We start from the raw sequence: 26,280 nt of genomic DNA, 5'->3' as shown, positions 1-26,280 counted from the left end.
CCGCAGACCAAGCGTGCTCACTGCTGCCAACGCAGTTCGACCAGCGCGTTGCGGCCCAGCGTGCCGTAACCCTTGGCCTGCTGGTATTCCTTGTCGAACAGGTTGTTCACGCGCGCCAGCAGCTGCCAGTCACGCGCCACCTGCCATGTCATGCTCAGGTGGGCTAGCGCATAGCCGCCCAGCGGCAGCGTGTTGGCCGCGTCGTCATAGCGCTTGCCTTGCGCCTGCACCTCGGCGCGCGCCTGCCAGGCGCCCTGCTGCATCCCGACATAGGCCGACGCCGCACGAGGCGCGCGACGGGCCAGCTGCTTGCCATCGGCGCGACCGCCGGAGGTGTCGCGCGCGTCCAGCCAATCCAGGCTGCCGCCGGCCAGCAAGCCGTCGCCACGCCAATCGGCAGTCACGGTCACGCCGCGCAGCGTGGCCTTGCCGATGTTGTCGGTACTGTAGGTGGCGGCGTTGTACTGCAACAGATCGGTCACCCGGTTGCGGTAGGCGGTCACCCCCGCCTGCAACCCGTCTGCCGCGTAGCGCAGGAACGCCTCGGCATTGCGCGAGCGCTCCGGTTTGAGCAGGGGGTTGCCAAAGCCGGGGTAATACAGCTCGTTGAAGGTGGGGGCACGAAAGCCGGTGGCATAGGCGCCGCCCAATTGCCAGGCCGGGGTGAAACGCCAGCTCAACCCCAGGCTGCCGTTGTTGCTGCGGCCGAACTGTGAGTTGTCGTCGCTGCGCACGTTGAGCTGCGCGCTGAAGGCGCCCAGCTGCGCCAGATATCCGCCCTGCGCGCTGTTGATGCGCCGCTGGGTCATGTCATACGGCGTGGTGCTGGTGATGCGCTGACGCAGGGTCTCGATGCCCAGGGTCAACACGCCCGGCCCGGCATCGAGCGCATTCAGCCACGAGAACTGCTCCTGCTGGGTCTTGAAACGGCTGATCGCATCGCCGGGATCGACGGCCGAACGCGGGCCGTAGTTGTCGCTGTCGTCCATGCTGATGCCGGCCTGCACGGTGCTGAGCCAGCCGGCGGCGAGCCGGTTCCTGCTCCACAGCGTGGCGGCGCCGTTGGTGCCCTGGGTGCGGTAGTCGTAGCGGCTGGCGGTATAGGCGTTGTCGTACTGGCTCTTGACGCGTGCGGCGAGCACGCTGCCGCCCAGTTCGTGGCGCGTGTCGAAGCGATGATTGAACGAGAGCGAGACGCTGCTGTTCTCGTAGCCATCCTCATCCTCGTTGAATGGCGCATTCGCGGGCGCAGCAAGCGCGCTGACGCCATCGGTGCGGTTGTGCGCCACACCCAGCGCGACGCGGGTGGCTTCGCTGCCGCCCGCGAGACCGGCACTGGCGGTACGGGTCCCCTCGGTGCCAATGCCGACCGAGGCGGACGGATGCAGCCCGGCCCGCCCCTGCCGGGTGAAGATCTGCACCACGCCGCCGATGGCATCGGCACCGTACAGGCTTGCGGCCGGCCCGCGCAGGATTTCGACACGCTCGATCTGCTCAAGCGGCAGGAACTGGATCGCCGCGGCACCAGCGGTGGCAGAGCCATAGCGCACGCCATCGATCAGCACCAGCGTCTGCGCAGATTCCGCGCCGCGGACGAACAGCGAGGTGATCTTGCCCGGCCCGCCATTGCTGGCCAGTTGCACCCCGGCCACGCTTTGCAGCAGATCGGGCAGTGCCCCGCCCGGATAGGCGGCGATCTGCTGACGCTCGATCACCGTCACATCGCCGATCACCTCCCGCTCGGCTTGCGGCAGCCGGGCGGCAGTGACCACGACGTCAGGCAGCCGGGGCTCGGCGTCGGCGTGTACGGCCAGCGAGGTCAAGGCCAGCGGCAGGATGGGAATCAGGCGGTAAGACATGGTTTTCTCCAAAAGCCACACCCACTGTGTGGCGGCGCTCGATAGCGGCAGGAGAAAAGCACGGGAGAGCCTGCGGCGCAGGCAAGGCGGCGCCGGGTCGCACCCGTCGCGTCCACCCTGCCGCGCGTTCATGCTGCTGCCGATGCGGCAGCGGGCAAGGCCGGTATCCGGGCTCGCAAGATTTGACGCATCGCCTTCCCATTCCAGGCCGGAACAGTGGCTTTCCTGACGCATCCGCGCTTGCTTACCGTTGCAGGGGCAGCACAGGTTTCGCACCTGTTTCCCGTTTAACCCGTCTTCCGTGCCATGAGGGCACGGGGCGTCGGGCACCTCGCAGGGGCGGCATTCTATACCAGAGGCCCCGGCCGGACCACCGGCAGCGGCTGCCGGCGCACGCACGCCGCCCTTTGGTAAGCTTATCCGTGCCGTTCCCGGCAAAAGACTGACTATCGCACCAAGGACGATGCGATAGTGCGCTCGCACCACCGCAACACCGGAATGGATCGATGAAGCTGGACCTGCTGCCCTATCTGGATTACCTCGCCGCAACGCTGGCCGACCGCGCGCGCGTCACGCCCACGCCCCATGGTGCCGGCTGCAGCCTGGGCTGGGTCGAGTTGGCGCGCGGCGTATTGGATGAGACCACCCAGGCAGCACTGCGGCAGGCGATGGCACCGGCCGCTCCGCCGGCCCCCTGGCCGGTGCTGGTCTACCCACGCCTTTACCTGCGTGACGGCGCCAACGCCGGCCAGCGCGATGCCTGGCTCGCACCGGTGGTGGTGCATGCGCTGCTCGGCGCCGACGGCACGCTGCACGACGATCCGCAACAGGCATTGCCCTGCGTGCTGCCGCGGGCGCTGTCCGGCCTGCTGAGGCAAACGCAGCCGGACAATACGCATCTGGCAACCGAAGCCTATGCGCGCTTCTGCGACACGCGCGGCAGCTGGGCGGCGCTCCTGCGTCAGGCCGAAGGGCTGCTGGTGTCGGTGGCCGACGCCACCTGGGATGATCTGGAGCTCGCTGGCCATCGCCTGTTGCCGCAGGGTTACGTGCAGTTGTGCACCGCCCTGCCGGCCACCTGCCATCAGCAGCAGTTGCTGGCGCTGCTGCGCGCCGATCCGGACCAGCCGCTGCCATTGCTGGCCAGGCTGCTGCAGCCAGCCGGATTGCGCGAACCGCTGGGCACGACGCAGAGTCTTGCGTTGTCCGAACACCACCTGGGCCAGTTCAGCGCACGTGCACCACTGTCGCCGACGCAGCGCATGGACCTGCTGCATCATCTGGCCGGCCAGGCGGGCGAAACCGACGTGCTGGGACTGTGCCGCGGCGGCGCCGATCAAGCCATGCTGCTGCAAAACGCGATTGCCAACCTGTGGGTGGAGCACGCGCTGCACCACCCCCATCCACCGGTGATCGTGCTGACCGCCGACACGGTCGCGGCGCTGGCGCCACTGCTGGCAATCGAAACCGGCCTGACCGAGCAGCCATTCGCCGGGCGCTGGCTGGCCGAGCCCGGCAGCCTCGGGCTACAGCTGGTGGCGCATGACGAAGCCGCCGCACCGGCACTGAGCGCGCTGCACGGGGTGGCGGGCAAGGCGCGCTTTGCGGCGCAGATCTATGAAGAGACGGAGGGCCTGGCCCAGGCACGCATGCATTTCCTGGCAAGGGCTTCGATCGCACTGGGCGAACGCTTCGATCAGGTCGCCACCGTCGCCGAGCGCCTGCAGGCGCGGCTGCAACACGAGGCCGAGACCATCCGGCAATCGATGGCGACCCTGCGTATCCTGAACGGGCTGCTCGACGACGCGCCACTGACGGACACCCGCATCGCCGCCTACCTCGCCCAGCGCGCCGAGGAACTCGAATCTTGCCTTGCCCGGACGGCCACCGCCGGCGAACGGTCCATACGATTGCAACGCATCGAACAGGATTGGGCCGATCACCTTGCGACGGAACCGTGGTGGCACAAAGTCCTTGCCGCCGTCGGGCTGGACCGTTGGCGGCAGCAGCGTGATACCGCCTTCATTGCCGCCGCACGCCGGCAGCTCGACCCGGACGGGTCGCTGCCACCCACCCCTGGCAACCGCGATGCGTTGCATGGGGCGCTGCACGCGCAGTTGCTCGCCGCCCAGGCCATCCAGGCGGAGGGACAGACCCAGTCTGCCGTGCTGCAGGCCAAGCTTGCGCAACTGCGCAGCATGGTCGATGCGCTGCAACGCCTGCTGCCGCCCGGCGCGGCGCTCTGCGCCGACGCGGTGCAGGCCGCCCTCGACACCGGCGCACGTCATACGGCTTTCCAGCTGGCGCTGCACTATTGGGAAGCACGTTATCTGGAGGAACTGGCGGCGCAACTGCGCCACCAGCCGCAGCTCAAGGACACCAGGGGCCCGGAAAAACTACGCCGCCACTATCGGCGGCTGGCCAAGCTCCATCCTTGCTTCGTCGCCACACCCGAAGCCCTGCCGGCGCGCTTCATCGGCTATCTGAACCAGACCGACGCCCAGCCTCTGGCCAATTTCATCGATCTGTTGATCGTGGCCGATGCCGGCCACCTTGCCCCGGAACGCGTCGCACCGGCGTTTGCGCTGGCAAAGCGCGCGCTGGTGCTGGGCGAGGCCACCACCGATCCAGGCTGGATGCAACCGCATGCCCTCGACGAGCGCAATGCGCTCAACTGCGGCGTGGCCACCAACGCAGCACAACTGGCCACGCTGCATGAGGCAGGCCTCACCGCCGCCGCCGGCACCCTGCTGCACCTTGCATTGCGTGCCTGCCCTTATGCCCCGGCCCCCGAAGCAGCCCGCGCAACGGCCCATGCGGTCATCTAACGCCGGCAGGCCGGGACAACCGCAACGCGCTCGGCCTGCCGGAAAGCACCTTGGCGCTGCGCCCGCTTTCGCCTTGGTGCCCTCTGCATCCGCATCGGGCACATGACGCTCTGCGCCAGCCACACCAACTGCCCAGTCGCACACCGCAAAGCCCACGCTGCCCGCCGATCCTGATCACACAGATGGCGATCAGGCAGGCACTGCCTTGGACCAACAGCGGCGCAGTCAGGCAACGCACATCCGATACCCAGGACCTGCATTCACGGCAGGGCCGAGACTGCCTGCGTCGCCCTGCGCTGCGGCGGCATGGGATGCGGTGGCCGGGCCAGCAGGACCTGCTGACAATACTGCGCCCGCTGTCCAACCGCTACGCCGGTGCAAGCCGGCATGGGGTGGCCATGCCAGTGACTCAATCGTCGTCGCGATCCCGACCGCGCCAGCGGTCATGACGATGCCAGCGCGGCGGATCGCGGCGGAAGTGGTGGTAGTGGTGATGATGGTAGTGCCGCTCGCTGCGCGGCACCCAGTAACCTTCACGCCAGTGACGGCGCGGCCCGTGATAGACCCAGCGGCCGGGCGCCCAGTGGTAGCCGTAGCGCGGCGGCGGTGCTGGCTCGGCATACGGCGGGGGCGGATAGCCCAGATGGATGTCGACATTGACCTTGGCTGCCGCCGGGGCGCTCAGGCCCAGACCGGCAACGGCCACCAGTGCGATGACCAGGCGCTTTATCCAGTAAACGATCACGATGCTTCTCCTTTCGTGCGGTAGCCGTTCAAATCAGCTCCTGCGGCCACAACGCGGTATTGTCCGGGATGGATGACGCAGCCTGTGTGAGCGGGACCACAGCCGGTATGATGCGCACGATGAGTGCGCTTCCCATCCTGTATCTGGACGAACACCTGGTCGTCGTGCACAAGCCGGCGGGTCTCCTGGTGCACCGCACCGTGCTGGACTACCACGAGACCCGGTTCGCGCTGCAGTGTGTGCGCGATCAGCTGGGACGGCGCGTGTACCCGGTGCACCGGCTGGACAAGGGCACGTCGGGCGCGCTGGCGTTCGCGCTGTCACCCGACGTGGCCCAGGCCATGAATACGCTGTTCGAGACCCGTCAGGTGCACAAGGAATACCTCGCGATCGTGCGCGGCTGGCCGTCGCTACACGGCCAGATCGACCATCCGCTGCAGCGCGAAGCGGCACTTGCCGGGCAGCGGGAAGACCGGTCCGGCAGCTCGCCGCAGGCGGCCCTGACCCACTATCGGCGCCTGGCGACAGTGGAGCTGCCCTGGGCCATCGACCGCTACCCCACCAGCCGCTATGCCCTGCTCGCGCTGCAACCGCTGACCGGGCGGCACCACCAATTGCGGCGGCACCTCAAGCACATCAGCCACCCGATCATCGGCGACGCCACCCACGGCAAGGGCCGCCACAACCGTGCGTTCGCTGCCGCCTTCGGCACGCCGCGCCTGCTGCTGGTGCACACGCAGCTTGGCTTTGCCCATCCGGCAACCGGTGAGCCGGTCCAGATCCACTGTCCACCGGCAGCGGATTTCGCGGCCGTCCAGCATGCGTTGGGATGGTGCGCCGCTGCGTGAAACAATCCGGTCCCTATCCTGGGCGAACCAGCCTGGCGCCGCCACATACCACCCTGGCTTTTCGAAGCTGACGCAATGCCGCCGGATCAATCCGATACCCGTTTGAATAATCGATTGGCAAGCAATTGATTGGGCAATCATTTGCGTGGATATGCACGGAACATGCAGGCCATCGCCAATCCGCTGATACCGGCCGATTGCATTGCAATTACGCTGAGCGGGGCCCCTTGCTGCTCAATTGTCCGCCGGCTGCCAGGCCCCGTGGTTATCCAACCCGCCATTGCTCCGCGCATGGCATGCCAATGGCGAAGCCTGCCCCTTTGACCCTGCCTTGGCGCCAAGAAAAATGCTGACAAACCCGGGGCGCTGCTCCTAGACTTCAACCGGCGACAAGGCTGCGGCCCGCTGCAGTGGCCGCCTTGCTCCAATCTTCTGCGCGAGGGGAAAAATGACGCTACGCAATAAGATGATCGCCCTGGTCATCAGCCTGATCGCACTGATGCTGATTCTGGGCATCGGGGGATTGCAACGGATGGCCCGCACCAATTCCCATTTCGCCAGCACCTACCACGATCGCGTGGTGCCGCTCAATCAATTGAAGACCGTAGCGGACCTGTACGCGGTCAATATCGTCGACACCACGCACAAGACCAATTTCAAGTCGCTGGATTTCGCCCAGGCGACTGCGGCCGTGTCACAAGCGAAGACACGCATTGCCGAACAATGGCGCGCCTATACCGCGACCCGTCTGACCGACGAGGAAAGCAGGCTGGTGCAGCAGGCCACGGCGGCCATGCAGCGCGCCGATTCGGCCGTCAGCCAGCTGGAGACGATGCTGGCCGCCCAGGACGCATCCGGGGTCGATGCTTTTGCGCGCAACCAGCTCTATCAGGCGATCGACCCGGTATCCGGCGCCATCTCCAAGCTGACCGAACTGCAGCTGCGCGAGGCAGGCCGCAATTTCGAGGCGGCGCAGCGCGAATATGAAGGCGCACGTACGCTGACCCTCGTCATCCTGATCTGTGCCGTGCTGCTCGCGGCGGGTGTCTCCACCTGGCTGATCGTCGGCATGAACCGCAAGATCGCGGCGCTGAACGAGACCCTGCAGCGCGCCCGGGACGGCAACGATCTGACGCTGCGTGCCCCGGTGGGTGGCAACGACGAGATCGACGGCATCGCACAGGCCTACAACGCGCTGGTCACGGCCATCCAGCAGCTGGTGCAGTCGGTGGCGCAGGCGATCCGCACGGTCAATCACGAGGCGGAACTGCTGGCTGAAACCACGCAGCAGGTGGCATTGGCTTCCAGCACCGGTGCCGAGGCGACCAATGCGATGGCGGCCGCGGTGGAAGAAGTCACCGTCAGCATCGCGCATGTGGCCGACAGCTCCAAGGAGGCGCATACGCTGGGTGAAACCAGCCGCGCCAAGGCCGAGCACGGCGCGTTGCAGATCCGCGAGACGATGGAGCGCATCAAGGAAATCGATCGGGTCGTCGGGGAGACCTCCGGCAAGGTGATGACATTGGGCCGCGATGCCCAGCACATCACCTCGGTGGTGGCGGTCATCAAGGACGTGGCGGACCAGACCAACCTGCTGGCGCTCAATGCCGCCATCGAAGCCGCGCGCGCCGGCGAGCAGGGCCGCGGCTTCGCCGTGGTGGCCGATGAAGTGCGCAAGCTCGCCGAACGCACCGCCAGCGCCACCGTGGACATCCAGAAGATGGTGGCGCAGATCGGCACCACCAGCGAGCAGGCGGTCGGCAGCATGCAGGAGACCGCGACGCGCAGCCACGAATGCGCCGACCTTGCGCACCGGGCCGGGGACTCGATGGACGAGATCAGCCAGAGCATGCAGGCCGGCGAGGAGGCGGTCGCGAATATCGCCAATGCACTGCGCGAGCACAAGGCCGGCACCCAGCTGATCGCCCAGCAGGTGGAGCGGGTGGCGCAGATCACCGAGGAGAACACCGCCGCCGTCGCCACCATGAATGCCAGTGCCGGGACGCTGGGCGGGCTGACGCAGCAACTGACCGCCCAGGTGATGCGCTTTCGCTTTCAAGGCAGCTGATCGGAGTGGCACGGCGTAGAATGCCGTTTTCGTTCGGAGCAAGCCAGCATGACGATGAAGCGCACGGAACTCGAAAAACAGCGCGGTCTGAAGATCAACAACCGGCTCAAGACCGCCGCCGTACCCGACCGCTACAGCCAGGGCAGCAACGCGGACAAGCAAACGCCCAATCCCCTGATCGCCAAGTTGCTGGGGCAGCGCAAGCCTGGCTGAAGGCTGTGCCCGCTGCCGCGACCTGCCGGCCGGCGGCGCCGATGCGCGGCCGGACCACGGCATGCCGCGTTTCACCATGCAGGTTTTCGATTGGCGCGGCTGCGCTGGTCCGCGCCGCTTCAGCCACGCGCCCACACCACGCAACCGAGGGTTGACCCGGCTTGCAGCAAGGCCATCCATCGCCAATGCTGACAGGATGACCAAGCACGAGGGCACCACTCAATGCGTCCAGCCTCCTTGCTACTCCTGCTGACCAGCTGGTGGCCGATGGCAGGCCATGCCGCGGGCGATGTGCCGGTGCCGGTCGCGCACTGCTACGAACGGCTGCTCGAACGCGTCCCCAAGCGCACCGCATACAGCGCACTGCTGGCCAATGAAACCCAGCTGGCCGCCGCACGCGTCGAACGCGGACAGGCCGCGTTCTCGGCGCGCATCGCCAAGCCCGTCTCGCTGCGGGTCCGTATCGAAGGCAACGCGCGGCGCAACGGCCAGGACTTCCCGGTGTGGCTCAAATGCGGTTACCAGGGCGACACGCTCGTCACCTGGGAAATCGAGAAGCGGCGTGGCTAGGGCCATGCCGACCGGGCGCCACAAGTGCAGCGGGTCGTTTCCGAGCCGGATCGGATCAGCCACCGCGCCCCGCCGTGTGGGCAGGTTGGACGCCAGCGCTTCAGCGTACGTCGCGGTAGCCGCTCATCAGCCGCACATAGTGCGCGGCCGAATAGCTGAAATGCGCCAGTTCCTCGTCGGTGAGCGGGCGTATCTCCTTGGCCGGCCGGCCCAGATACAGGTAACCCGAGCGCAGCACCTTGCCCGGCGGCACCAGCGAGCCGGCGCCGATCACCACCCGGTCTTCGACCACGGCGCGGTCCAGCACGATGGAGCCCATGCCGACCAGCACTTCGTTGCCGATGGTGCAGCCGTGCAGCATCACGCCATGCCCGATGGTGACGCGTTCGCCAACGATCAACGGCGCGCCCTGCGGGTCCTCCGGCCGCTTGTGCGTCACATGCAGCACGCTGCAGTCCTGCACGTTGGAATCGCGCCCGATCCGGATATGGTTGACATCGCCACGCAGCACCGCGCCGGGCCAGACCGAGACATTCTCGCCCAGCGCCACCTCGCCGATCACCCATCCCCCATCGTGCACCCAGGCTCCCGTTGCCAGTTGCGGCACGATGCCGTTGAATGCCTGCAGCGCCATGGCGTCTCCCTTGTCTTCAAAACCGCGATTGTAGCGCCCCGGCCGGCGACACAGGCCCGCGCGCGACGCCGTGCGGGCGACGGCCCTTGAACTTGCCGCGCCCGGGCGCATCTTTTGACCGTTGCCATTTCCCTTCCCGTCCATCCGGAGTTGCTGCCCATGACCAATCCCCTGCTCGACTTCAGCGGCCTGCCCCGCTACGACGCGATCCGCCCCGAACATGTGACGCCGGCCCTGGACGCGTTGCTGCAGGACACCGAAGCGGCGATCAAGATTGCCGAGACCGCGCCGCCGCAGTGGGACACCTTCGTCACCCCGCTCGAAGACGTGATGGAGCGGCTCGGACGCGCCTGGGGCGCGGTGGCGCACCTGGAATCGGTGGTCAACACACCCGAGCTGCGCGAGGTGTACAACGCCAACATTCCGCGCATCTCCAACTTCTTCACCGAGCTGGGCCAGAACGAGCAGCTCTACGCCGGTTGGAAGGCGCTTGCCGCCAGCCCTGGCTATGCCGACTACCCGCAGCCGCGCAAGGCGATCGTCGAACACGCACTGCGTGACTTCAAACTGTCCGGGGCCGAGCTGCCGCCCGAGCAGAAGGAGCGCTTCAAAGAGATCGAGGAGCGTCTTTCGGAATTGACCACCCGTTTCGCGCAGAACGTGCTCGACGCCACCGATGCCTGGTCGCGCCATGTCACCGACGCCGCCGAACTGCAGGGGCTGCCCGAGGATTGGCTTGCCGCTGCCCGCGCGGCAGCCGAGGTGGACGGCCAGCCGGGCTGGAAGATCACGTTGAAGATGCCAAGCTATCTGCCGGTGATGCAGTTCGCCGAAAACCGTGCGCTGCGCGAGGCGCTGTACCATGCCTATGTGACGCGGGCCTCGGAATTCGGGGCGGCGCAATGGGACAACACCACGCTGATCGGCGAGATCCATGCCCTGCGCCAGGAAGCGTCGCGGCTGCTGGGATTCACCAGCTACAGCCAGAAATCGCTCGCCACCAAGATGGCCGACAGCCCGGACGAAGTGCTCGGTTTCCTGCGCGATCTGGCAACGCGGGCCAAGCCGCATATGCTCGCCGACCGGGCGCAGATGGAGCGCTATGCCCAGGAGCAGCTCGGCTACGACCAGTTGCAGGCATGGGACGTGGCCTTTGTGTCCGAGCGCATCCGCGAGGAGCAGTACGCCTTCTCCGAGCAGGAGGTGAAGCAGTACTTCACCGAGCCGACCGTGCTGTCCGGCCTGTTCGGGCTGGTGGAGCGGCTCTACAACCTGCACTTTGTCGCCGCAGAGGCACCGCTATGGCATCCGGACGTGCGCTTTTACCGGCTGGAGAATGCCGATGGCAGCGAGGTGGGCGGGCTGTACCTGGATCTGTACGCGCGCGAGGGCAAGCAAGGCGGCGCCTGGATGAACGACGTGCGCAGCCGGCGGCGGCTGGCCGACGGCAGCCGGCAGACGCCGGTGGCGCTGATCGTGTGCAACTTCGCCAAGGGCGTCGAGGGCAGGCCGGCACTCCTGCCACACGATGATGTGATCACGCTGTTCCACGAGACCGGCCATGCACTGCACCATCTGCTCACCGAGGTCGACGAGCCGGCGGTGGGCGGCATCGCCAGCGTGGAATGGGATGCGGTGGAGCTGCCCAGCCAGTTCATGGAGAACTTCTGCTGGGAATGGCAGGTGTTGCCGCAGCTCACCCATCACGTGCAGACCGGCGAGCGGCTGCCACGCGCGCTGTTCGACAAGATGCTGGCGGCCAAGAACTTCCAGTCCGGCTCGGGTTTCCAGCGCCAGCTCTACTTTTCGATCTTCGACATGGCGCTGCATGGTCAGGTGGAGGCGCTGGCGGTGCAACCGCTGGCCGAGGAGATCCAGCACGAACTGGGCATTCCGCTGCCGCCGGCATACAACCGCTTCCCGCAGAGCTTCACCCACATCTTCGCCGGCGGCTACGCGGCCGGCTACTACAGCTACAAGTGGGCCGAGGTGCTGTCAGCCGATGCCTATGCGGCATTCGAGGAGGCGGCCGGACCAAGCGGCAACGTGCTCGATCCGGAAGTCGGCGCGCGCTTCAGGCGCGAGATCCTGGCCGTCGGCGGCAGCCGGCCCGCGGCCGAGTCGTTCGCCGCCTTCCGCGGCCGGCCGCCCCGGATCGACGCGCTGCTGCGGCACAACGGCCTCGCCTGAGCGGGCACGCAGCCGGGTCCGGCAGTGAGGCGGGGCGTTTGACGCGCCCCGCCTGATCGCCCAGGCGCGCCTCAGCTGCGCGCGAAGGCGATCAGATGATCGATCTCGGCACGGATGCCGATATCCTCGCCCACCGCATGGTTGTGATGGCTTGGCACCAGCGACAGCACGCGCGCGCCGGAGACCAGCGCCAGCGTGTACAGGAATTCGGCGCCGCGGAATGCCTTGGCGACCACCCTGGCACGGACGGGGCTCGCATCGTCGTGCTGGATGTCGTCCGGCCGGATCAGCACATCGACCGGACCGGCGCCGCAGGCCAGCGGCACAGTACGGCAGATCTCGCCCAGTTCGATCTCGATGCATTGCGGCCCGACGACACGTCCGGGCAGAAAGACGCCTTCGCCGATGAAGTCGGCGACGAAGCGGTCGGCCGGCTCATGGTAGAGCCGATACGGGCTTGCCCATTGCCGGATGTGGCCATCTGCCATCACCCCCACGGTATCGGCCACGGCAAACGCCTCGCGCTGGTCGTGGGTGACCAGAATGGCCGTGGTACCGGCCGCCTTGAGGATGGTGCGCACATCCCGGGCCAATCGCTCGCGCAGCGCCACATCCAGGTTGGAGAACGGCTCGTCCAGCAGCAGCAGACGCGGGTTGGGCGCGAGCGCACGTGCCAGCGCCACGCGCTGCTGCTGGCCGCCGGACAACTGGTGCGGGTAGCGCTGCCCTTGCCCGGCAAGGCCGACCAGCACAAGCAGCTCGTCCACCCGTGCCGCGCGCGCGGCACGCGCCAGCCGGTGCAACCCGAATGCCACATTGCCGGCCACGTCCAGGTGCGGGAACAGTGCGTAGTCCTGGAACACCATGCCGATCTGGCGCGCCTCGGGCGGCACGGCGGCGTCGGCATCGGCCACCATGCGCCCATCCAGGACGATGCTGCCGGCCTGCAGCGCCTCGAAACCGGCGATGGTGCGCAGCACCGTGGTCTTGCCGCAACCCGATGCGCCCAGCAGGCAGCCGATCTCGCCCTGTGCCAGCGAGAACGACAGGCGCTCGACCACGGTCCTTGCGCCATAACGTACGGTGATGTCCTGTACCTGCAGCATTTCAATCCCTCTCGCCGTGCCGCGTCAGCAGCATCACCGGCAGCAGCCCGACCAGCACGATGAACAGCGCGGGCAAGGCGGCCCGTTCCCACATGCCCTCGGAGGTCATCTCGAATACCCGCACCGCCAGCGTGTCCCAGCCAAAAGCGCGCGTCATCAGCGTGATCGGCATTTCCTTGGTCACGTCGACGAAGACCATCAACAGCGCGGCGAGCACCCCACCGCGCAGCAGCGGCAGATGCAGCCGGCCGATCACCTGACGCGAATCGAGCCCCAGTGAGCGCGCCGCTTCTTCCTGGTTGCGGGTGATGCGCTGCATGCTGCTGTCCACCGGCTGGAAACCGACCGCCAGGAAGCGCGCCGCCAGCGCCAGCAGCATCACCGCCACCGTACCCTTGAATACCTGGAAGCCGTCAAAGCCGAGCGGCTGCAGCAGCGCCAGCAACAGGTTGTCCAGCCAGGCGATCGGAATGAACACCCCCACGGCCAGCACGGTGCCGGGCACCGCATAGCCCAGGGTGGCCAGGCGCACCAGCCAGCGGGTGCCTGCATCGCGGTAGCGGCGGCGCGCGTAGGCCAGCACCAGCGCGAGCCCGACCACCAGGAGCGCCGCCAGCGCCGCCAGCAGCACCGAACGGCCGATGAAGGCCGGATAGCGCGCATCGAAATCCTCGGCCCAGACCTGCCGCACCCAATACCCCAGTTGCAGCATCGGAATCACGAACGCCACCGCAAGCACCACGAGACACCACACGCTGGCGCCCCAGCGCGCCGCGCCACGCAGCGCGATTCGTTCGGCATGGCCGGCACGCACATGGTAGTGCCGCTCGCCGCGCACCCGCTGTTCGATCACCGCCAGCACCAGTACGAACAGCACCAGGAGCGAAGCCAGCTGCGAGGCCGCCGGCAGGTTGAAGAGCGCAAACCATGCCTTGTAGATGGCAGTGGTGAAGGTGTCGAAATTGAAGATCGAGACGGCACCGAAATCGGCCAGCGCCTCCATCAGCGCCAGCGTCACCCCCCCCACCAGCCATGGCCGGGCCAGCGGAATGGCGACGCGCCAGAATCCCGCGCGGCGCGATACCCCAAGCATCTGCGCCGCCTCCAGCGCGCGCTGTCCCTGGGTGGCAAAGGCATTGCGCGCCAAGAGGTAGACATAGGGGTACAACGCCAGCGACAACACCAGCACCACGCCGCCCGGACTGCGGATCGACGGAAACCACTGGCTGCTGCCAAAGAGCGCGCGCAGGCCGCTTTGCACGGGCCCGGTGAAATCGAGCAGCCCCACCATCACGAACGCCAGCACATAGGCCGGCATCGCCAGCGGCAGCATCAGGGCCCAGCCGAAAAAGCGCCGGCCGGGAAACTCGCACATCGCGGTCAGCCAGGCGAGCGGCACCCCAAGCAGCAGCACCCCCAGCCCGACGCCCAACAGCAGGATCACCGTGTTCTTCAGCACGTCCGGCAGCACGTATTGCGCCAGGTGCGCCCAGACCTCGGGCTGCGGCGACAGAAACGAAGCCAACACCACCAGCAGCGGCACCGCGGTAAGCGCGGCGACCGGCAAGACATAGGCGATCCCGCGCCAGCGGCGGCGCCGATGCTGGAACACGGGCAGTGGGAAGGGGGCGGCGGGGGATGGGGAATCGGTCATGCGGGCGGTGGAAGGCGGGCAAGGACCGGCAACGCCGGCCCGGGCCACATTATCGCCTTTCCCGCCAAAGGCTTACAAGAGTAATTCTCAATTCGCTTTGTCGGCGATCACGCGGCGCTGGGCATCGGCCAGCCCGGCCAGCAACGCCCGCCCGCCCGGTCCGACGCGCCAGAGCGCGTAGCGGGCCTGCTCGTAGCGCGCCGCCTGTCCTTCGGCGAAGAAATAACTGTGGCTGGGCAGGACCGAGCGGCCACGCTGCCAACGCAGGCGCAGCACCATTTCGCCGGGCCGGATGCCCCCTGGGGCGTTGCCCACCCGTTGCAGCCGGCCCACGCCGTCACGATCCAGCAGCACAAAGGCGTACAGCACCGCGCCGTGCTGCGCCATGGGCAGGCTCGTGGAGCCGAGCGTACGGTCCACCGCCTCGGTCAACCGATAGTCCAACGCCATATAGTCGCCCTGCAGCAGCGAACGCGGATCGACCGGCCGCAGTTCGAGCAGCACCGGCCTGCCCTGATCCAGCAGGCGCTCGTGCCGCGCGACGATCGCGGCCGGGACCGCCAGCGTGGCGACGCCCGCCAGCACCAGCAATACGCGCCATGCCTTCATGCCGACCTCCTCAACAGCGCCCAGGCCCACAGCAGCAAGGCCCCGGCCGCGATCAGCATCAGCCCCTTGACCAGCAGCGGCAGATGCAGGCTGTAGTAATACTGCGCGAACCCGCTTATGCCGACGACGCTGCCCAGCCCCAGCAGCACGGCCCGGCCTTCGGCCAGCCCAAGCCAAAGCAACAGCAACGCCAGTGACAGCAAGGGCGACAGCAGCGCCAGCGGCAGCAAGGCCAGCAGCGGCCATACCGCGCGTACCGCCTGCGGATCGCGCCGCCATGCATCGTGCACCGCCAGCAGCAGCGGCAGCTGCGCAGGCAATGCCCACAGCAGCCCGACGGCTGGATGGGCAGTCGGATAGGGACCGACCGACCAACCGAAGCCAGCCCATGGCGTCACCCAGGATGCCACCACCCAGAACAGCAGCAGCGCCTGCCGCAGCGGCAACCAGATGGCCAGTCGACGCGGCGGACGGGTCCACAGCCACCACAACGCCAGCCCGAACAGGGTCTGGCGCAGCAGCAGCGGCAGAAACTGGAACACCTCGGTGCAGTTCGACTCGCAGCGTTGGTCCCACCCCAGCGGGGTCAGCCAGTACCACAGCACACCCAGCACCAGCAGCGTGCAGATCAATCGCAGCAGCCGCTGTTCAGCGAGCCAGAACAGACCCAGGCCGATGGCCAGGCAGATCCAGTCCCAGAACGCCCAGTCGACTTCCAACCCGGATGGGATCGCGAACGCACCGGCCAGTGCCAGTGGCACGCCCGCCTGCGCTAGGAAGCCCGTGCGCTGGGCATGCAGCAGCACGCCGGCACCGGCCAGCAGCAGTCCCCCTGCCGCCACCTGCCCTGCCGGGGCGTCGGCCACCGCCAGCATGACGGCGCCCAGCACCAGCGCGCTGGCAATCCAGGCCGCAATGGCCTGTATCAGCTGGGTTGGCCAGGGCAGGTCGTCGACGTCATCCGGGGGCAGCTGCGCCGCCTTCAATGCACCGCTGGCGAGCAGGTCCGTCGTCACCTCGTCCCAGGTCTTCATGCGCTGGTCTCCCGTTGCCAGGCCCGATGCCAATGGCGCAGCAGCCCGCCGATGCCGGCGAGCAGCAGTACCGCGAACAAGGCCAGCAGCACGACGATATCTTCCATCCGGCCCAGATTGGTCAGCAGCGACAGCAACGCCACCCAGCCGGCGAAGGCCGACAGCGCCAGCAGCGTGAGACTGCGCAGGCGGAACGCCAGCCAGGTCTGCAGCGCGATCCATCCCACCCAGAGCACCACCACCATCGCCGAACCGGCCACCGCCACATCCGGCAGGATCACCGAGGCGCTGCCATCGGCCAGCGCCACGCACGCGGGCAGTGTGCTGCCCGCCGTCAGACCCAGTGCAAGCAACGGCGGCAACCCGCGCCGGGCCCAGTCCTGCTGCGCCCAGCGTGCGCAGGCCCCCCAGCCGGCCCCCCACAGCAGCAGCAGCGGCAGGTTGAGTTCGTCAGCCCCCAGCAGCAGCAGCACTTCCAGCCGGCTTCGCCCCTGCCAGGTGGTCAATGCCAGTGTGGCGACCACGAACCACAGCAGCCACAACGGCAGCCAGCGCGCATACAGCGCCCAGGGCAGCGCCAATGCCGCCCACAACGCAAACAGCTGCCATGCGTCGGCACCGGTCTGGTACGCCTGGCCGATCACCGCCAGCACCACGCCAATGAGACCCGTCATGGCAAACACCGCCCAGCGGTGCAGTACGGGATGCCGCCGCCCATGCCACGCGGCCGCCAGTGCCGCCGCCAGCAGCCCCTCGGCCAACGCCGCACGCGCGAGCCGGGGCCAGGCCAGCCAGTTGGCAGCGAACGCCATGATGATGCCCGCCAGCACCGCCAGCACGCCGCAGGCCAATAGCAGGCGCGCTGCCAGCACGCGCCAGCGCGCCACATCGGGCCGCAGCCCGAGCTCGGCCAGCGCCGTTGCAAAACCGTCGCCACTGAGTGCGCCGGCGGCATGCCAGTGTTCGAGTCGCCTTCTGCTGTCCACGCTGCATCCCCTTGTCATTGCAGGCAGCCTAGCGCAACTTTCAAAAAACCAACAGCCCGGAACGAATCCAGGCTGTGGTGGACCGGAGCGGGCCGGCAGCCGCGTCGCGGCACGCGCATGCCGACGCGGGATGTGGCTTATTTGTAGCCGGCGCGGTCCATCAGCTGCGTCGCCTTGGCCTGCAGTTCCCCGGCCTTGGATACGTTGATCGGATTGGGCTTGAAGCTGCCCCAGCCGGCCACGAGCCCATCAGGTTTGACCTTGGGATTGACCGGGTATTCGAAGTCCTTGGTGGCGTACAGGTTCTGCGCCTTGTCCGACGAGAGCCATTCGATCAGGCGTACGGCGCCTTTCTGATTCTTGGCGAACTTGGCCACGCCGGCGCCCGAGACATTGACGTGCACGCCTTCCGCGCCCTGGTTGGCCCAGAAGATCCTGACCGGGAAATCGGCCTTCTTGTCCACGATGCGGCCATAGTAGTAGCTGTTGGCGACCCCGACCGCACACTGGCCGGCGGCAATGGCCTCCAGCATCTTGGTATCGTCGGCGAATACGTCGGTGGCCAGGTTGGCCACCCAACCGCGCACGATCTGCTCGGTCTTGGCTTCGCCGTGCTGGGCGATCAGCATCGCGACCAGCGACTGGTTGTAGACCTTCTTCGAAGTACGCAGGCACAGCTTGCCCTTCCACTTCGGGTTGGCCAGATCCTCGTAGGTGGACAATTCGCCCGGCTTGACCAGCGTCGGGTTGTAGAACAGTGTGCGCACCCGTTGCGACAGACCGAACCACTGCCCTTGCGGGTCGCGCAGGTGTGCCGGCACATTGGCGTCGAGCACCGTCGACCGGGTCGGCTGCAGCAGGCCCAGGTTTGCCGCCTGCCACAGGTTGCCCGCGTCCACCGTGATCAGCACGTCCGCCGGGGAATTCCTGCCTTCGGCCTTGAGCCGCTCCATCAGCGGGCCTTCCTTGTCGGTCAGGAGCTTGATATCGATGCCGGTTTCCTTGGTGAAGGCGTCGAACAGCGGCTTGATCAGCTGTTCGTTGCGCGCGGAATAGACGGTGACCGACTCGGCCTGGGCGAACCCGGCAACCAGGGCGGCAAACAGCGGCACGAAGACAAAACGGGACACGATAGGACACTCCCAAAGCGGCAGTTGAAGGTAGACCGACAATGTACCGAGTTTGACAATCGTTCTCAACTGGCGCGCCCGCGTGGCGGAGAACCGACGGTGACGCACAGCCTATGGCTGCGCAGGCGCGTACCGGGGCGGGACGGCGCATGCCGCAGCGCCGCTGGCTTCGCTGTACCGCCGGCTCCGCCATGCAGCGCCACTGTCCATGCAAACGGGCCGTCGCCGGCCCGTGTGGATGGAGCGTGTGTCAGGGGTTACTGGATCTGCAGCCGGCGCCGGCCCTGCTCCAGCGGCTTCTTGGGCAGTGTCAGCGACAAGACGCCATTCTCGAAGTGCGCGATGGCGCCGCCCTCGTCGATATCCTGGCCCAGCCGGAAGCTGCGCGATACCCGGCCGTAGTAGCGCTCGCTGCGCAGCACCTTGTCGCCATCCTTGTGTTCGCTGGTGCGCCTGACCTCGGCGCTGATGGAGACCAGGTCGCCGTCGATCTGCACATCGATGTCCTCCTTGGCCACCCCCGGCAGCTCGGCATGCACCAGGTAGTTGCTGGCGTCCTCCGAGACATCGACCCTGACCTGGCCTGCGCCTTCGAAGCCCAGCGGGCGGTCGAAGAAGCCACGCACCAGCTCGTCCATGGTACGCCGCGGGTCGTCCAGCAGGCTTTCCAGATTGCGTCTCACCAGATGATTCATGATGGTTGCCTCCTACTGAAAAATGATCACGAGAAACCGCGTCGGGCGGTCTTGCCTCACGTATTCAAATTGGGCGCACTGCCCTGCACGATCAAGCACTTGTCCAACGCGCACAGGCTGAACGGCCCACGGTTGATCGCAAGCCGCGGTTTGGCGCCGTGCCCCGGCGGCGCTACAATCGCCGGCCGTTTGAAAAGGACCGCCTTGCCATGCTCTGGTTTCGCAATCTGCAGCTGTACCGCCTCGCCCCCGACCACGGCCTGACCGGCGAGCGCATCGGCGAAGCGCTGGCCAAGCGTCCATGGCAGCCCTGCGGCTCGCAGGATCTGGCCAGCCAGGGCTGGGTGCCACCGGCGCCGCATGCGCCCGACCAATTCGCCTACACGCAGCAGGATGCAGTGCTGGTCGCCCTCAAGACCGAGGAAAAGCTGCTGCCCGGCAGCGTGGTCAGGCAGTTGGCCGACGAGCGGGTGGCCGAGATCGAGGCCGAGGAGAACCGCAAGGTCGGCCGCAAGGAAACCAAGGAGATCCGCGAGCGCATCACGCAGGAGCTGCTGCCCAAGGCATTCGTGCGTTCGCGGGTGCAACGCGCGCTGATCGACCTGCAGGCCGGTCTCGTGCTGGTGGATTCGGGCGCCGCGGCGCGTGCCGAGCTGTTGCTCTCGGCGTTGCGCGAGGCGCTGGGCAGCCTGCCCACCCGGCTGCTGGACACCCAGACCACACCGCAGACCGCGATGACGCTGTGGCTGGAAAGCGCCGATGCCGGCGCGTTCGATCTGGGGCAGGATGCCGAGCTGCGTGCGCCGGGCGACGGCGGCGCGGTGGCACGGGTCAGCCGCCAGCCGCTGGACAGCGACGAGATCCGGCAGCATCTGGGCGCGGGCAAGCTCGCCAGCCGCGTGGCGCTGTCCTGGCAGGACCGCGTCGCATTCCAGCTGACCGAGAAGCTGGAGATCAAGCGCCTGACCATGCTCGATGTGCTGGCCGACGCGGTGAAGGAGCTGGACGCGGCCGACCAGGCCGCGCTGTTCGACAGCGGCCTTGCGCTCACCGTGGGCGAATTGCGTCAGCTGGTGCCGACACTGATCGACGCCTTGGGCGGCGAAGTGCCGGCCTGAACGCCGCCGCCACAGGCGGCTGCGCCGGGCCCAGGCCCGGCGCAGCCCACCGCCGTGACGTTGTGGCTCAGCGCCGGATTTCCCGACCCTTGACCCAGGCATAGATCGCCGGGATCACCAGCAGCGTCAGGATGGTCGACGACACCATGCCGCCCACCATCGGCGCCGCGATCCGCCGCATCACCTCCGAGCCGGCACCCGAACTCCACATGATGGGCAACAGGCCGGCCATGATGGCGACCACGGTCATCATCTTCGGGCGTACCCGCTCGACCGCACCTTCGACAATGGCTTGGTACAGATCCGCCGCCGACACCGGCTGGCCCTGTGCGGCGCGCCGCGCCTGGATCGCCTGCCACGCATGGTCAAGGTAGATCAGCATCACTACCCCGGTCTCGGCCGCCACTCCCGCCAGCGCGATAAAGCCCACCCATACCGCCACCGACAGGTTGTAGCCCAACAGCCACAGCAGCCAGATCCCGCCCACCAGCGAGAACGGCACCGACAGCATCACGATCAGGCTTTCGGTCAGCCGCCGGAAGTTGAGGTACAGCAGCAGGAAGATGATCAGGAGCGTGGCCGGGATCACGATCTTCATCTTCTGCATCGCCCGTTCCATGTACTCGAACTGGCCGCTCCACACCGCGTAGTAGCCCGGCGCGAACTTGACCTCCTTGGCCACGGCGCGACGCGCCTGCTCGACGTAGCCGCCGATGTCGCGGTCGCGGATGTCCACATAGATGTACGCGGTCAGCAGGCCGTTCTCGGTACGGATGCCCGGGGTGCCCTTTTCGATGCGGATGTCCGCCAGTTGCCCCAGCGGAATCATGCTCGCGCCGCCCATCGCCGGCACCAGCACTTCGCGGGCGATCGTTTGCGGATCGCTGCGCAGCTCGCGCGGGTAGCGCACCGAGACGCCGAAGCGCTCGCGCCCTTCCACCGTCAGCGTGGCCATCTCGCCACCCAGCGCGGAGGCGATCACGTCCTGCACATCCGAGACCTGCAGGCCGTAGCGTGCCAGCTTGTTGCGGTCGGGTTCGATGGTCAGATAGAAGCCCCCGGTCAGGCGCTCGGCAAAGGCACTGGTGGTACCGGGCACACGCCGCACCACCGTTTCGATCTCGCGCGCGGTGCGTTCGATCTGGGCCAGATCGCGGCCGTAGACCTTGATGCCGATCGGCGTGCGTATCCCGGTCGAGAGCATGTCCAGCCGTGCCTTGATCGGCATGGTCCAGGCATTGGAGACACCAGGGATCTGCACCGCCTGGTCCAGCTCGGCAATCAGCTTGTCCATAGTCATGCCTGGGCGCCACTCGCTTTGCGGCCTGAGGTTGATCACCGTCTCGAACATTTCGATCGGTGCCGGATCGGTCGCCGAATTGAAGCGGCCGGCCTTGCCGAACACCGAGGCGACTTCCGGGAAGCTTTTGATGATGCGGTTCTGCGTCTGCATCACCTCGGCCGCCTTGGTCACCGACATGCCGGGCAACGAGGCCGGCATATAGAGCAGCGAGCCTTCGTTGAGCACCGGCATGAATTCGCTGCCCACCTTGGAGAACGGCCACCAGCTCAGCGCCAGGACCGCCAGTGCCAGCGCCACGGTCAGCTTCTTGCGGCGCAGCACCCAGTGGATGAAGGGCCGGTACGCCCAGATCAGCGCGCGGTTCACCGGGTTCCTGTGCTCGGGCAGGATCTTGCCGCGCACGAAGATCAGCATCAGCACCGGCACCAGCGTGATCGACAGGATGGCGGCACCGGCCATCGAGAAGGTCTTGGTGAAGGCCAGCGGGTGGAACATGCGTCCTTCCTGTGCTTCCAGCGTGAACACCGGCAGGAACGACACCGTGATGATCAGCAGCGAGAAGAACAGCGCCGGGCCCACTTCCTTGCAGGCGTCGAAGATGACGCGGGAGCGGTCGGCCCCGGGCGGCGCCCGCTCCAGGTGCTTGTGCGCGTTCTCGATCATCACGATAGCGGCGTCGACCATGGCACCGATCGCGATGGCGATGCCGCCCAGGCTCATGATGTTGGCGCTCACCCCCAGCGCACGCATGCCCAGGAAGGCGAACAGCACCCCCAGCGGCAAGGTCAGGATGGCCACCAGCGCACTGCGCGCGTGCAGCAGGAACACCGCACACACCAGCGCCACGATCAGGCTTTCCTCGAGCAAGGTGGCCTTGAGCGTATCGATGGCGCGGTCGATCAGCTCGGCGCGGTCATAGACCGGCACGATGCTCAGCCCTTCGGGCAGCGCGGCCTGCAGCTCGGCGAGCTTGGCCTTGACATTGCCGATCACGTCGAGCGCGTTCTCGCCCACCCGCGCCATCGCCACCCCGCCCACCGCCTCGCCTTCGCCGTTCAGCTCGGCCAGTCCACGGCGCTCGTCGGCGCCGATCTCCACCCGCGCCACGTCCTGCAGCAGCACCGGGGTGCCGTCCTTGGCCTTGAGCACGATGCGCCGCAGGTCGTCCGGTCCGGTGAGATAGCCCTTGCCGCGCACCATGTATTCGGTCTCGGCCATCTCCACCACCCGGCCGCCCACGTCCTGGTTGCTGCGCCGGATCGCCTCATTCACCGCCATCAGCGGGATGCCGTAGGCGCGCAGCTTCACCGGATCGACCGTGACCTGGTACTGCTTGACGAAGCCGCCGACTCCGGCCACTTCGGCCACGCCCTGCGCCTTGGTCAGCTGGTAGCGCAGGAACCAGTCCTGCACTGTGCGCTGTTCGGCCAGATCCAGCTGCTTGGATTGCAACGCATACTGGTAGACCCAGCCCACCCCGGTCGCATCCGGGCCCAGGCTGGGCGAGACCCCCTTGGGCAGCTTGCCGCTGGCGCCGTTGAGGTATTCGAGCACCCGCGAGCGCGCCCAGTAGAGGTCGACGTTGTCTTCGAAGATCACATAGACGAACGAGGCGCCGAAGAACGAAAAGCCGCGTACCACCCTGGCCTTGGGCACCGCCAGCATGGCGGTGACCAGCGGATAGGTCACCTGGTCCTCCACCACCTGCGGCCCCTGCCCACCGTACTCGGTGTACACGATCACCTGGGTATCCGACAGATCCGGCAGCGCATCGAGCGGCGTCCGCTTGAGCGCATAGCCGCCCGCGACGATCAGCAACAGCGTCAGCAGCAGCACCAGAAAGCGGTTGCGCAGCGACCACGCAATGATGTGTTCGAGCATGATCAGTGCCCCCCGCCGTGGTCGCCGGCATGCGCGGCAGCGGCCGGCGCGGCGGCGGAAGCCGCTTTCGTTGCCGGCTGCGGCGCGCTGCCCAGGCTGTTGACCGCCGCCTTCAGATTGCTCTCGGCGTCGATCAGGAAGTTGGCGGTCACCGCCACCGCCTCGCCCTCGCCCAGCCCTTCAAGAATGGCGATGCGGCCGTTGCCGCGCGCGCCGGTCTTGACCTCGCGCGCCTCGAACCGCCCTTCGCCCAGGCTGACCAGCACCAGCTGGCGCCTGCCCGAATCGATCAGTGCCGAATCGGGCACGCTCAACGCCTTGCCCTGCGCGCCGCCAGCCAGCAGCGCCTGCGCATACAGGCCGGGCTTGAGGCGGTTGCCCGGGTTGGGCAGCACCACCCGTACCTTGGCCGTGCGCGTCTCGGCATCGAGCGTGGGGTAGACGAAGTCGACCTTGCCGGTGAACACCTCGCCCGGATAGGCATCGAGCGTGACGCTGACGTCCTTGCCCACGCGGGCCTGGGCCAGATCCTGCTCGGCGATGTCCAGCTGCAGCCACACCCGGGACAGATCGGCGATCCGCAGCAGCGCGTCGCCGGGCATGAAGCGCGCGCCCTGCAGGATGGTCTTCTCGACGATGACGCCGTTCACCGGCGAATGGAACGCCACGGTGCGGCGCGGCTCGCCGCCTTGCTGCAGCCGCCGGATCTCGCCGGCCGGCACCTCCCACTGCTTGAGCCGCAACAGGCTGCTGGCGCCGAGCCGGGCCGCCCCCTGGCGCGCATCCTCGCTGGCCTGCGCCAGCTGCTGCTCGCCGGCCAGCGCCAGCCGGTACTCCTGCTGCGCTGCGTAGATATCCGGGCTGTACGCCTCGAACAGCACCTGCCCGCGCTGCACCCGGTCGCCCACCGCATTGGCCGCCAGCCGCTCCACCCAGCCCTCGTAGCGCGGCGCGATGGTCGCAGTGGCCCGTTCGTCGAACTCGATCCGGCCCACCGCGCGCACCGCGGCGCCCACCTCCTGCAGGCTGGCCGGCACGGTCTTCACCCCCAGCCGCTGGAGCTTCTCCGGGCTGATGCGCACGAAGTTCGGGCCGGTCAGCTCGTGCTCGTACACCGGGATGTAGTCCATGCCCATCGAGTCCTGCTTCGGGGTCGGCGAGGTATCCGGCAGCCCCATCGGGTTGCGGTAGAACACGATCTTGCCCTTGCCGTCGCCAGCAGCGGTCTGCTCGCCTTCGTAGACCGGGATGTAGTCCATGCCCATCGGGTCCTTCTTGGGCGTCTTGGAGGTATCGGGCAAGCCCATCGGGTTGCGGTAGTAGAGGACCTTGCGTGCGCCCGGCTCGGCAACGGGGGCGGCATCGCCGCCTTGCCGGCCCAGCCAATAGCCACCGCCGGCAAGGAGGACGGCCGCGGTCAGGCCGGACAGGATCTGGCTGTATCGGTTCATTGCTGCGCTCCCACAAGTCGGTTCAAGGCATTGAGCGCGGCAAAACGGTCCACTTCGGCCATCAACCGCATCTGACGCAGGCGCTTGACCTGCTGCTGCGCTTCGAGCAGCGCGGCGAATTCGCCTTTGCCGGCGCTGTAGCCGGCCAGCGCGGACTGCAAGGTGAGCTCGGCCTGCGGCAGCACGGTGCGGTCGAACAGCACGATCTGCCGGTCGGCGTTGTCGAGCATGGCGCGCATCTGGTTGATCTCGCGCTCCAGCTGCCGCAGTTGCGCCGCCTCCGCCGCACGGGCGCGCCGCTGCATCGCCAGCGCTTCGGCCTGCTCGGCGTTGCGCGCACCCTGCTGCAACGGCAGCTGGAATTCGAGCATCAGGCCGTAACTGGTGATCTGGCTGCCCATCTGGTAGGCCGAGACCGTCAGGTTGAGGCCGGGCAGCTTGTTCCGCCGCGCCAGATCCAGCTGGCCCTGCGCGGCCTGCGCGGCCTGGCGTGCCGCCAACAGCTCGGGATTGCGCATGCGCGCCACGTCCAGCCAATCCTGGGACGCCTCGGGCAGGCCGGCCTCATCCAGCGCCTGCGGCGTGCCGGTCAGCGCCTCGGGCGCCAGATTGAGCAGCGCGGCAAGGTTGGCGCGGGCCTGCGCGGCGGCGAGCTGCAATGCCAGCGCGTCGTTGTCGAGCATCGAGATCTCGGTCTGCACCCGCAGCGCCTCGGCCTGCGTGGCCCTTCCGACGGCGTAGCGCTGGTTGGCCGAGATTTCCATCAACTGCAAGAGGTCGCGCTGCTGCCGATTCAGGCGCAGACTGGCTGCGGCGCGGTACCAGGTGGCATATGCGTCACGGACATCGGCATGCAGCTGATTGCGCGTGCCGTCGGCCATCAGTGCGGCGGATTCGGCGCCCGCACGCGCCACCTGTGCACGCAGCGCCTGCTTGCCCCACAGCGGCAACGGCTGCGTCAGCGAGTACTTCATGCCACCCACCTTGCGCGGGTCGAGCGTCAGCTTGTTCTTGTCGATGTTCTCCCACTCGATCGCGACCATCGGGTCTTCCAGCGCACCGGCGCTGACGATCTGCTGGCGCCGCGCCTCGTGCTCATAGCGGGCCGCCTGCAGCTGCGGGCTGTGCTGCTCGGCCCAGTCCAGCAGCGTGGGCAACGTCTCGCCAAAGCGGTCCGGCGGCGTCTCAGGCGAGGTCTGCGCGTAGGCGGACAGCGCCGACGCAAGCAGCAGTGGGCCGGCCAGGGCCCGAAGGAAATGTGCTGTCATGGTGATCTGCTCTTGATATGGCCGCCGGCAAGCACGGCGGGCCGTGGTGCACTTGCCGCAGCGCGGTGCGCCTCCACGAGCAGGCTGCGT

The 26,280-nt window shown here is 67.6% G+C and carries 20 protein-coding genes and 1 riboswitch; of the genes, 7 read left to right on the top strand and 13 right to left on the bottom strand.

What is annotated here, in order from left to right; translation table 11 throughout:
• Positions 1-17: 17 nt before the first annotated feature.
• On the bottom strand, positions 18-1,859 hold the full coding sequence (locus N8I74_RS11285) for a TonB-dependent receptor domain-containing protein (protein ID WP_263123189.1): 1,842 nt from the start codon (positions 1,857-1,859) through the stop codon (positions 18-20).
• 141 nt (positions 1,860-2,000) lie between these two features.
• A riboswitch (cobalamin riboswitch) is annotated at positions 2,001-2,208 on the bottom strand.
• Positions 2,209-2,365: 157 nt separating this feature from the next.
• Here N8I74_RS11285 and N8I74_RS11280 point away from each other — a divergent pair.
• A complete protein-coding gene (locus N8I74_RS11280) occupies positions 2,366-4,687 on the top strand; it encodes a hypothetical protein (protein WP_263123188.1) in 2,322 nt (773 codons plus the stop codon).
• 409 nt (positions 4,688-5,096) lie between these two features.
• Here the strand turns inward: N8I74_RS11280 and N8I74_RS11275 are convergent, their stop codons facing one another.
• Entirely contained in the window at positions 5,097-5,432 is a 336-nt protein-coding gene (locus N8I74_RS11275) for a hypothetical protein (RefSeq protein ID WP_263123187.1), read from the bottom strand.
• A gap of 119 nt (positions 5,433-5,551) precedes the next feature.
• On the opposite strand from N8I74_RS11275, the gene N8I74_RS11270 reads away from it, so the two are divergent.
• The 4 genes from N8I74_RS11270 to N8I74_RS11255 all read left to right on the top strand — a co-directional run bounded on the left by N8I74_RS11270 (position 5,552) and on the right by N8I74_RS11255 (position 9,131).
• Entirely contained in the window at positions 5,552-6,280 is a 729-nt protein-coding gene (locus tag N8I74_RS11270) for a pseudouridine synthase (RefSeq protein WP_263123186.1), read from the top strand.
• Between the two features lie 448 nt (positions 6,281-6,728).
• Positions 6,729-8,348 (top strand): methyl-accepting chemotaxis protein, encoded by a 1,620-nt coding sequence (locus N8I74_RS11265; protein ID WP_263123185.1) that lies wholly within the window; start codon positions 6,729-6,731, stop codon positions 8,346-8,348.
• A 48-nt stretch (positions 8,349-8,396) separates the two neighbouring features.
• Positions 8,397-8,561 (top strand): hypothetical protein, encoded by a 165-nt coding sequence (locus N8I74_RS11260; RefSeq protein ID WP_263123184.1) that lies wholly within the window; start codon positions 8,397-8,399, stop codon positions 8,559-8,561.
• A gap of 222 nt (positions 8,562-8,783) precedes the next feature.
• Entirely contained in the window at positions 8,784-9,131 is a 348-nt protein-coding gene (locus N8I74_RS11255; protein ID WP_263123183.1) for a BspC domain-containing protein, read from the top strand.
• A gap of 100 nt (positions 9,132-9,231) precedes the next feature.
• On the opposite strand, the gene N8I74_RS11250 is transcribed toward N8I74_RS11255, so the two are convergent.
• Positions 9,232-9,765, bottom strand: a complete 534-nt coding sequence (locus tag N8I74_RS11250; RefSeq protein ID WP_263123182.1) for a gamma carbonic anhydrase family protein — start codon at positions 9,763-9,765, stop codon at positions 9,232-9,234.
• A gap of 159 nt (positions 9,766-9,924) precedes the next feature.
• Between N8I74_RS11250 and N8I74_RS11245 the strand changes: the two genes are divergently transcribed.
• Entirely contained in the window at positions 9,925-11,955 is a 2,031-nt protein-coding gene (locus tag N8I74_RS11245) for a M3 family metallopeptidase (protein ID WP_263123181.1), read from the top strand.
• Positions 11,956-12,026: 71 nt separating this feature from the next.
• Here the strand turns inward: N8I74_RS11245 and N8I74_RS11240 are convergent, their stop codons facing one another.
• The 7 genes from N8I74_RS11240 to N8I74_RS11210 form a co-directional block, all read right to left on the bottom strand.
• The gene (locus N8I74_RS11240; RefSeq protein WP_263123180.1) at positions 12,027-13,061 is read right to left on the bottom strand and encodes an ABC transporter ATP-binding protein; all 1,035 of its coding nucleotides are present in this window, start codon (positions 13,059-13,061) and stop codon (positions 12,027-12,029) included.
• A gap of 1 nt (position 13,062) precedes the next feature.
• The gene (locus N8I74_RS11235; RefSeq protein WP_263123179.1) at positions 13,063-14,715 is read right to left on the bottom strand and encodes an ABC transporter permease; all 1,653 of its coding nucleotides are present in this window, start codon (positions 14,713-14,715) and stop codon (positions 13,063-13,065) included.
• A gap of 87 nt (positions 14,716-14,802) precedes the next feature.
• The gene (locus N8I74_RS11230; RefSeq protein WP_263123178.1) at positions 14,803-15,324 is read right to left on the bottom strand and encodes a GDYXXLXY domain-containing protein; all 522 of its coding nucleotides are present in this window, start codon (positions 15,322-15,324) and stop codon (positions 14,803-14,805) included.
• On the bottom strand, positions 15,321-16,358 hold the full coding sequence (locus N8I74_RS11225; protein WP_263123177.1) for a DUF4401 domain-containing protein: 1,038 nt from the start codon (positions 16,356-16,358) through the stop codon (positions 15,321-15,323). The genes N8I74_RS11230 and N8I74_RS11225 overlap by 4 nt, the downstream gene beginning before the upstream one ends.
• Positions 16,355-17,344 (bottom strand): DUF2157 domain-containing protein, encoded by a 990-nt coding sequence (locus N8I74_RS11220; protein ID WP_263123176.1) that lies wholly within the window; start codon positions 17,342-17,344, stop codon positions 16,355-16,357. The genes N8I74_RS11225 and N8I74_RS11220 overlap by 4 nt, the downstream gene beginning before the upstream one ends.
• A 137-nt stretch (positions 17,345-17,481) precedes the next feature.
• Positions 17,482-18,474 (bottom strand): Fe(3+) ABC transporter substrate-binding protein, encoded by a 993-nt coding sequence (locus tag N8I74_RS11215; protein ID WP_408611814.1) that lies wholly within the window; start codon positions 18,472-18,474, stop codon positions 17,482-17,484.
• Positions 18,475-18,731: 257 nt separating this feature from the next.
• Positions 18,732-19,169, bottom strand: coding sequence for an Hsp20/alpha crystallin family protein (locus N8I74_RS11210; protein ID WP_263123174.1), 438 nt, complete (start codon positions 19,167-19,169; stop codon positions 18,732-18,734).
• A gap of 209 nt (positions 19,170-19,378) precedes the next feature.
• Between N8I74_RS11210 and N8I74_RS11205 the strand changes: the two genes are divergently transcribed.
• Positions 19,379-20,287 carry a recombination-associated protein RdgC gene (locus tag N8I74_RS11205; RefSeq protein ID WP_263123172.1) on the top strand — a complete coding sequence of 303 codons (909 nt, stop codon included), beginning with the start codon at positions 19,379-19,381 and terminating at the stop codon, positions 20,285-20,287.
• A 67-nt stretch (positions 20,288-20,354) separates the two neighbouring features.
• On the opposite strand, the gene N8I74_RS11200 is transcribed toward N8I74_RS11205, so the two are convergent.
• From N8I74_RS11200 to N8I74_RS11190, 3 genes are read right to left on the bottom strand one after another with little or no spacing between them, the layout of a single operon-like run.
• Complete coding sequence (locus tag N8I74_RS11200) at positions 20,355-23,471, bottom strand: efflux RND transporter permease subunit (protein ID WP_263123171.1); 3,117 nt, start codon at positions 23,469-23,471, stop codon at positions 20,355-20,357.
• 2 nt (positions 23,472-23,473) lie between these two features.
• Positions 23,474-24,922: an efflux RND transporter periplasmic adaptor subunit gene (locus N8I74_RS11195; protein WP_263123170.1), complete on the bottom strand. Its 1,449-nt coding sequence runs from the start codon at positions 24,920-24,922 to the stop codon at positions 23,474-23,476.
• Positions 24,919-26,190 (bottom strand): TolC family protein, encoded by a 1,272-nt coding sequence (locus N8I74_RS11190; RefSeq protein ID WP_263123169.1) that lies wholly within the window; start codon positions 26,188-26,190, stop codon positions 24,919-24,921. Before N8I74_RS11190 ends, N8I74_RS11195 begins: the two co-directional genes overlap by 4 nt.
• Positions 26,191-26,280: the final 90 nt, after the last annotated feature.

This window comes from Chitiniphilus purpureus (genome assembly GCF_025642115.1).
Lineage (GTDB): Bacteria > Pseudomonadota > Gammaproteobacteria > Burkholderiales > Chitinibacteraceae > Chitiniphilus > Chitiniphilus purpureus.
This window is presented reverse-complemented; position numbering and strand designations above follow the sequence as displayed.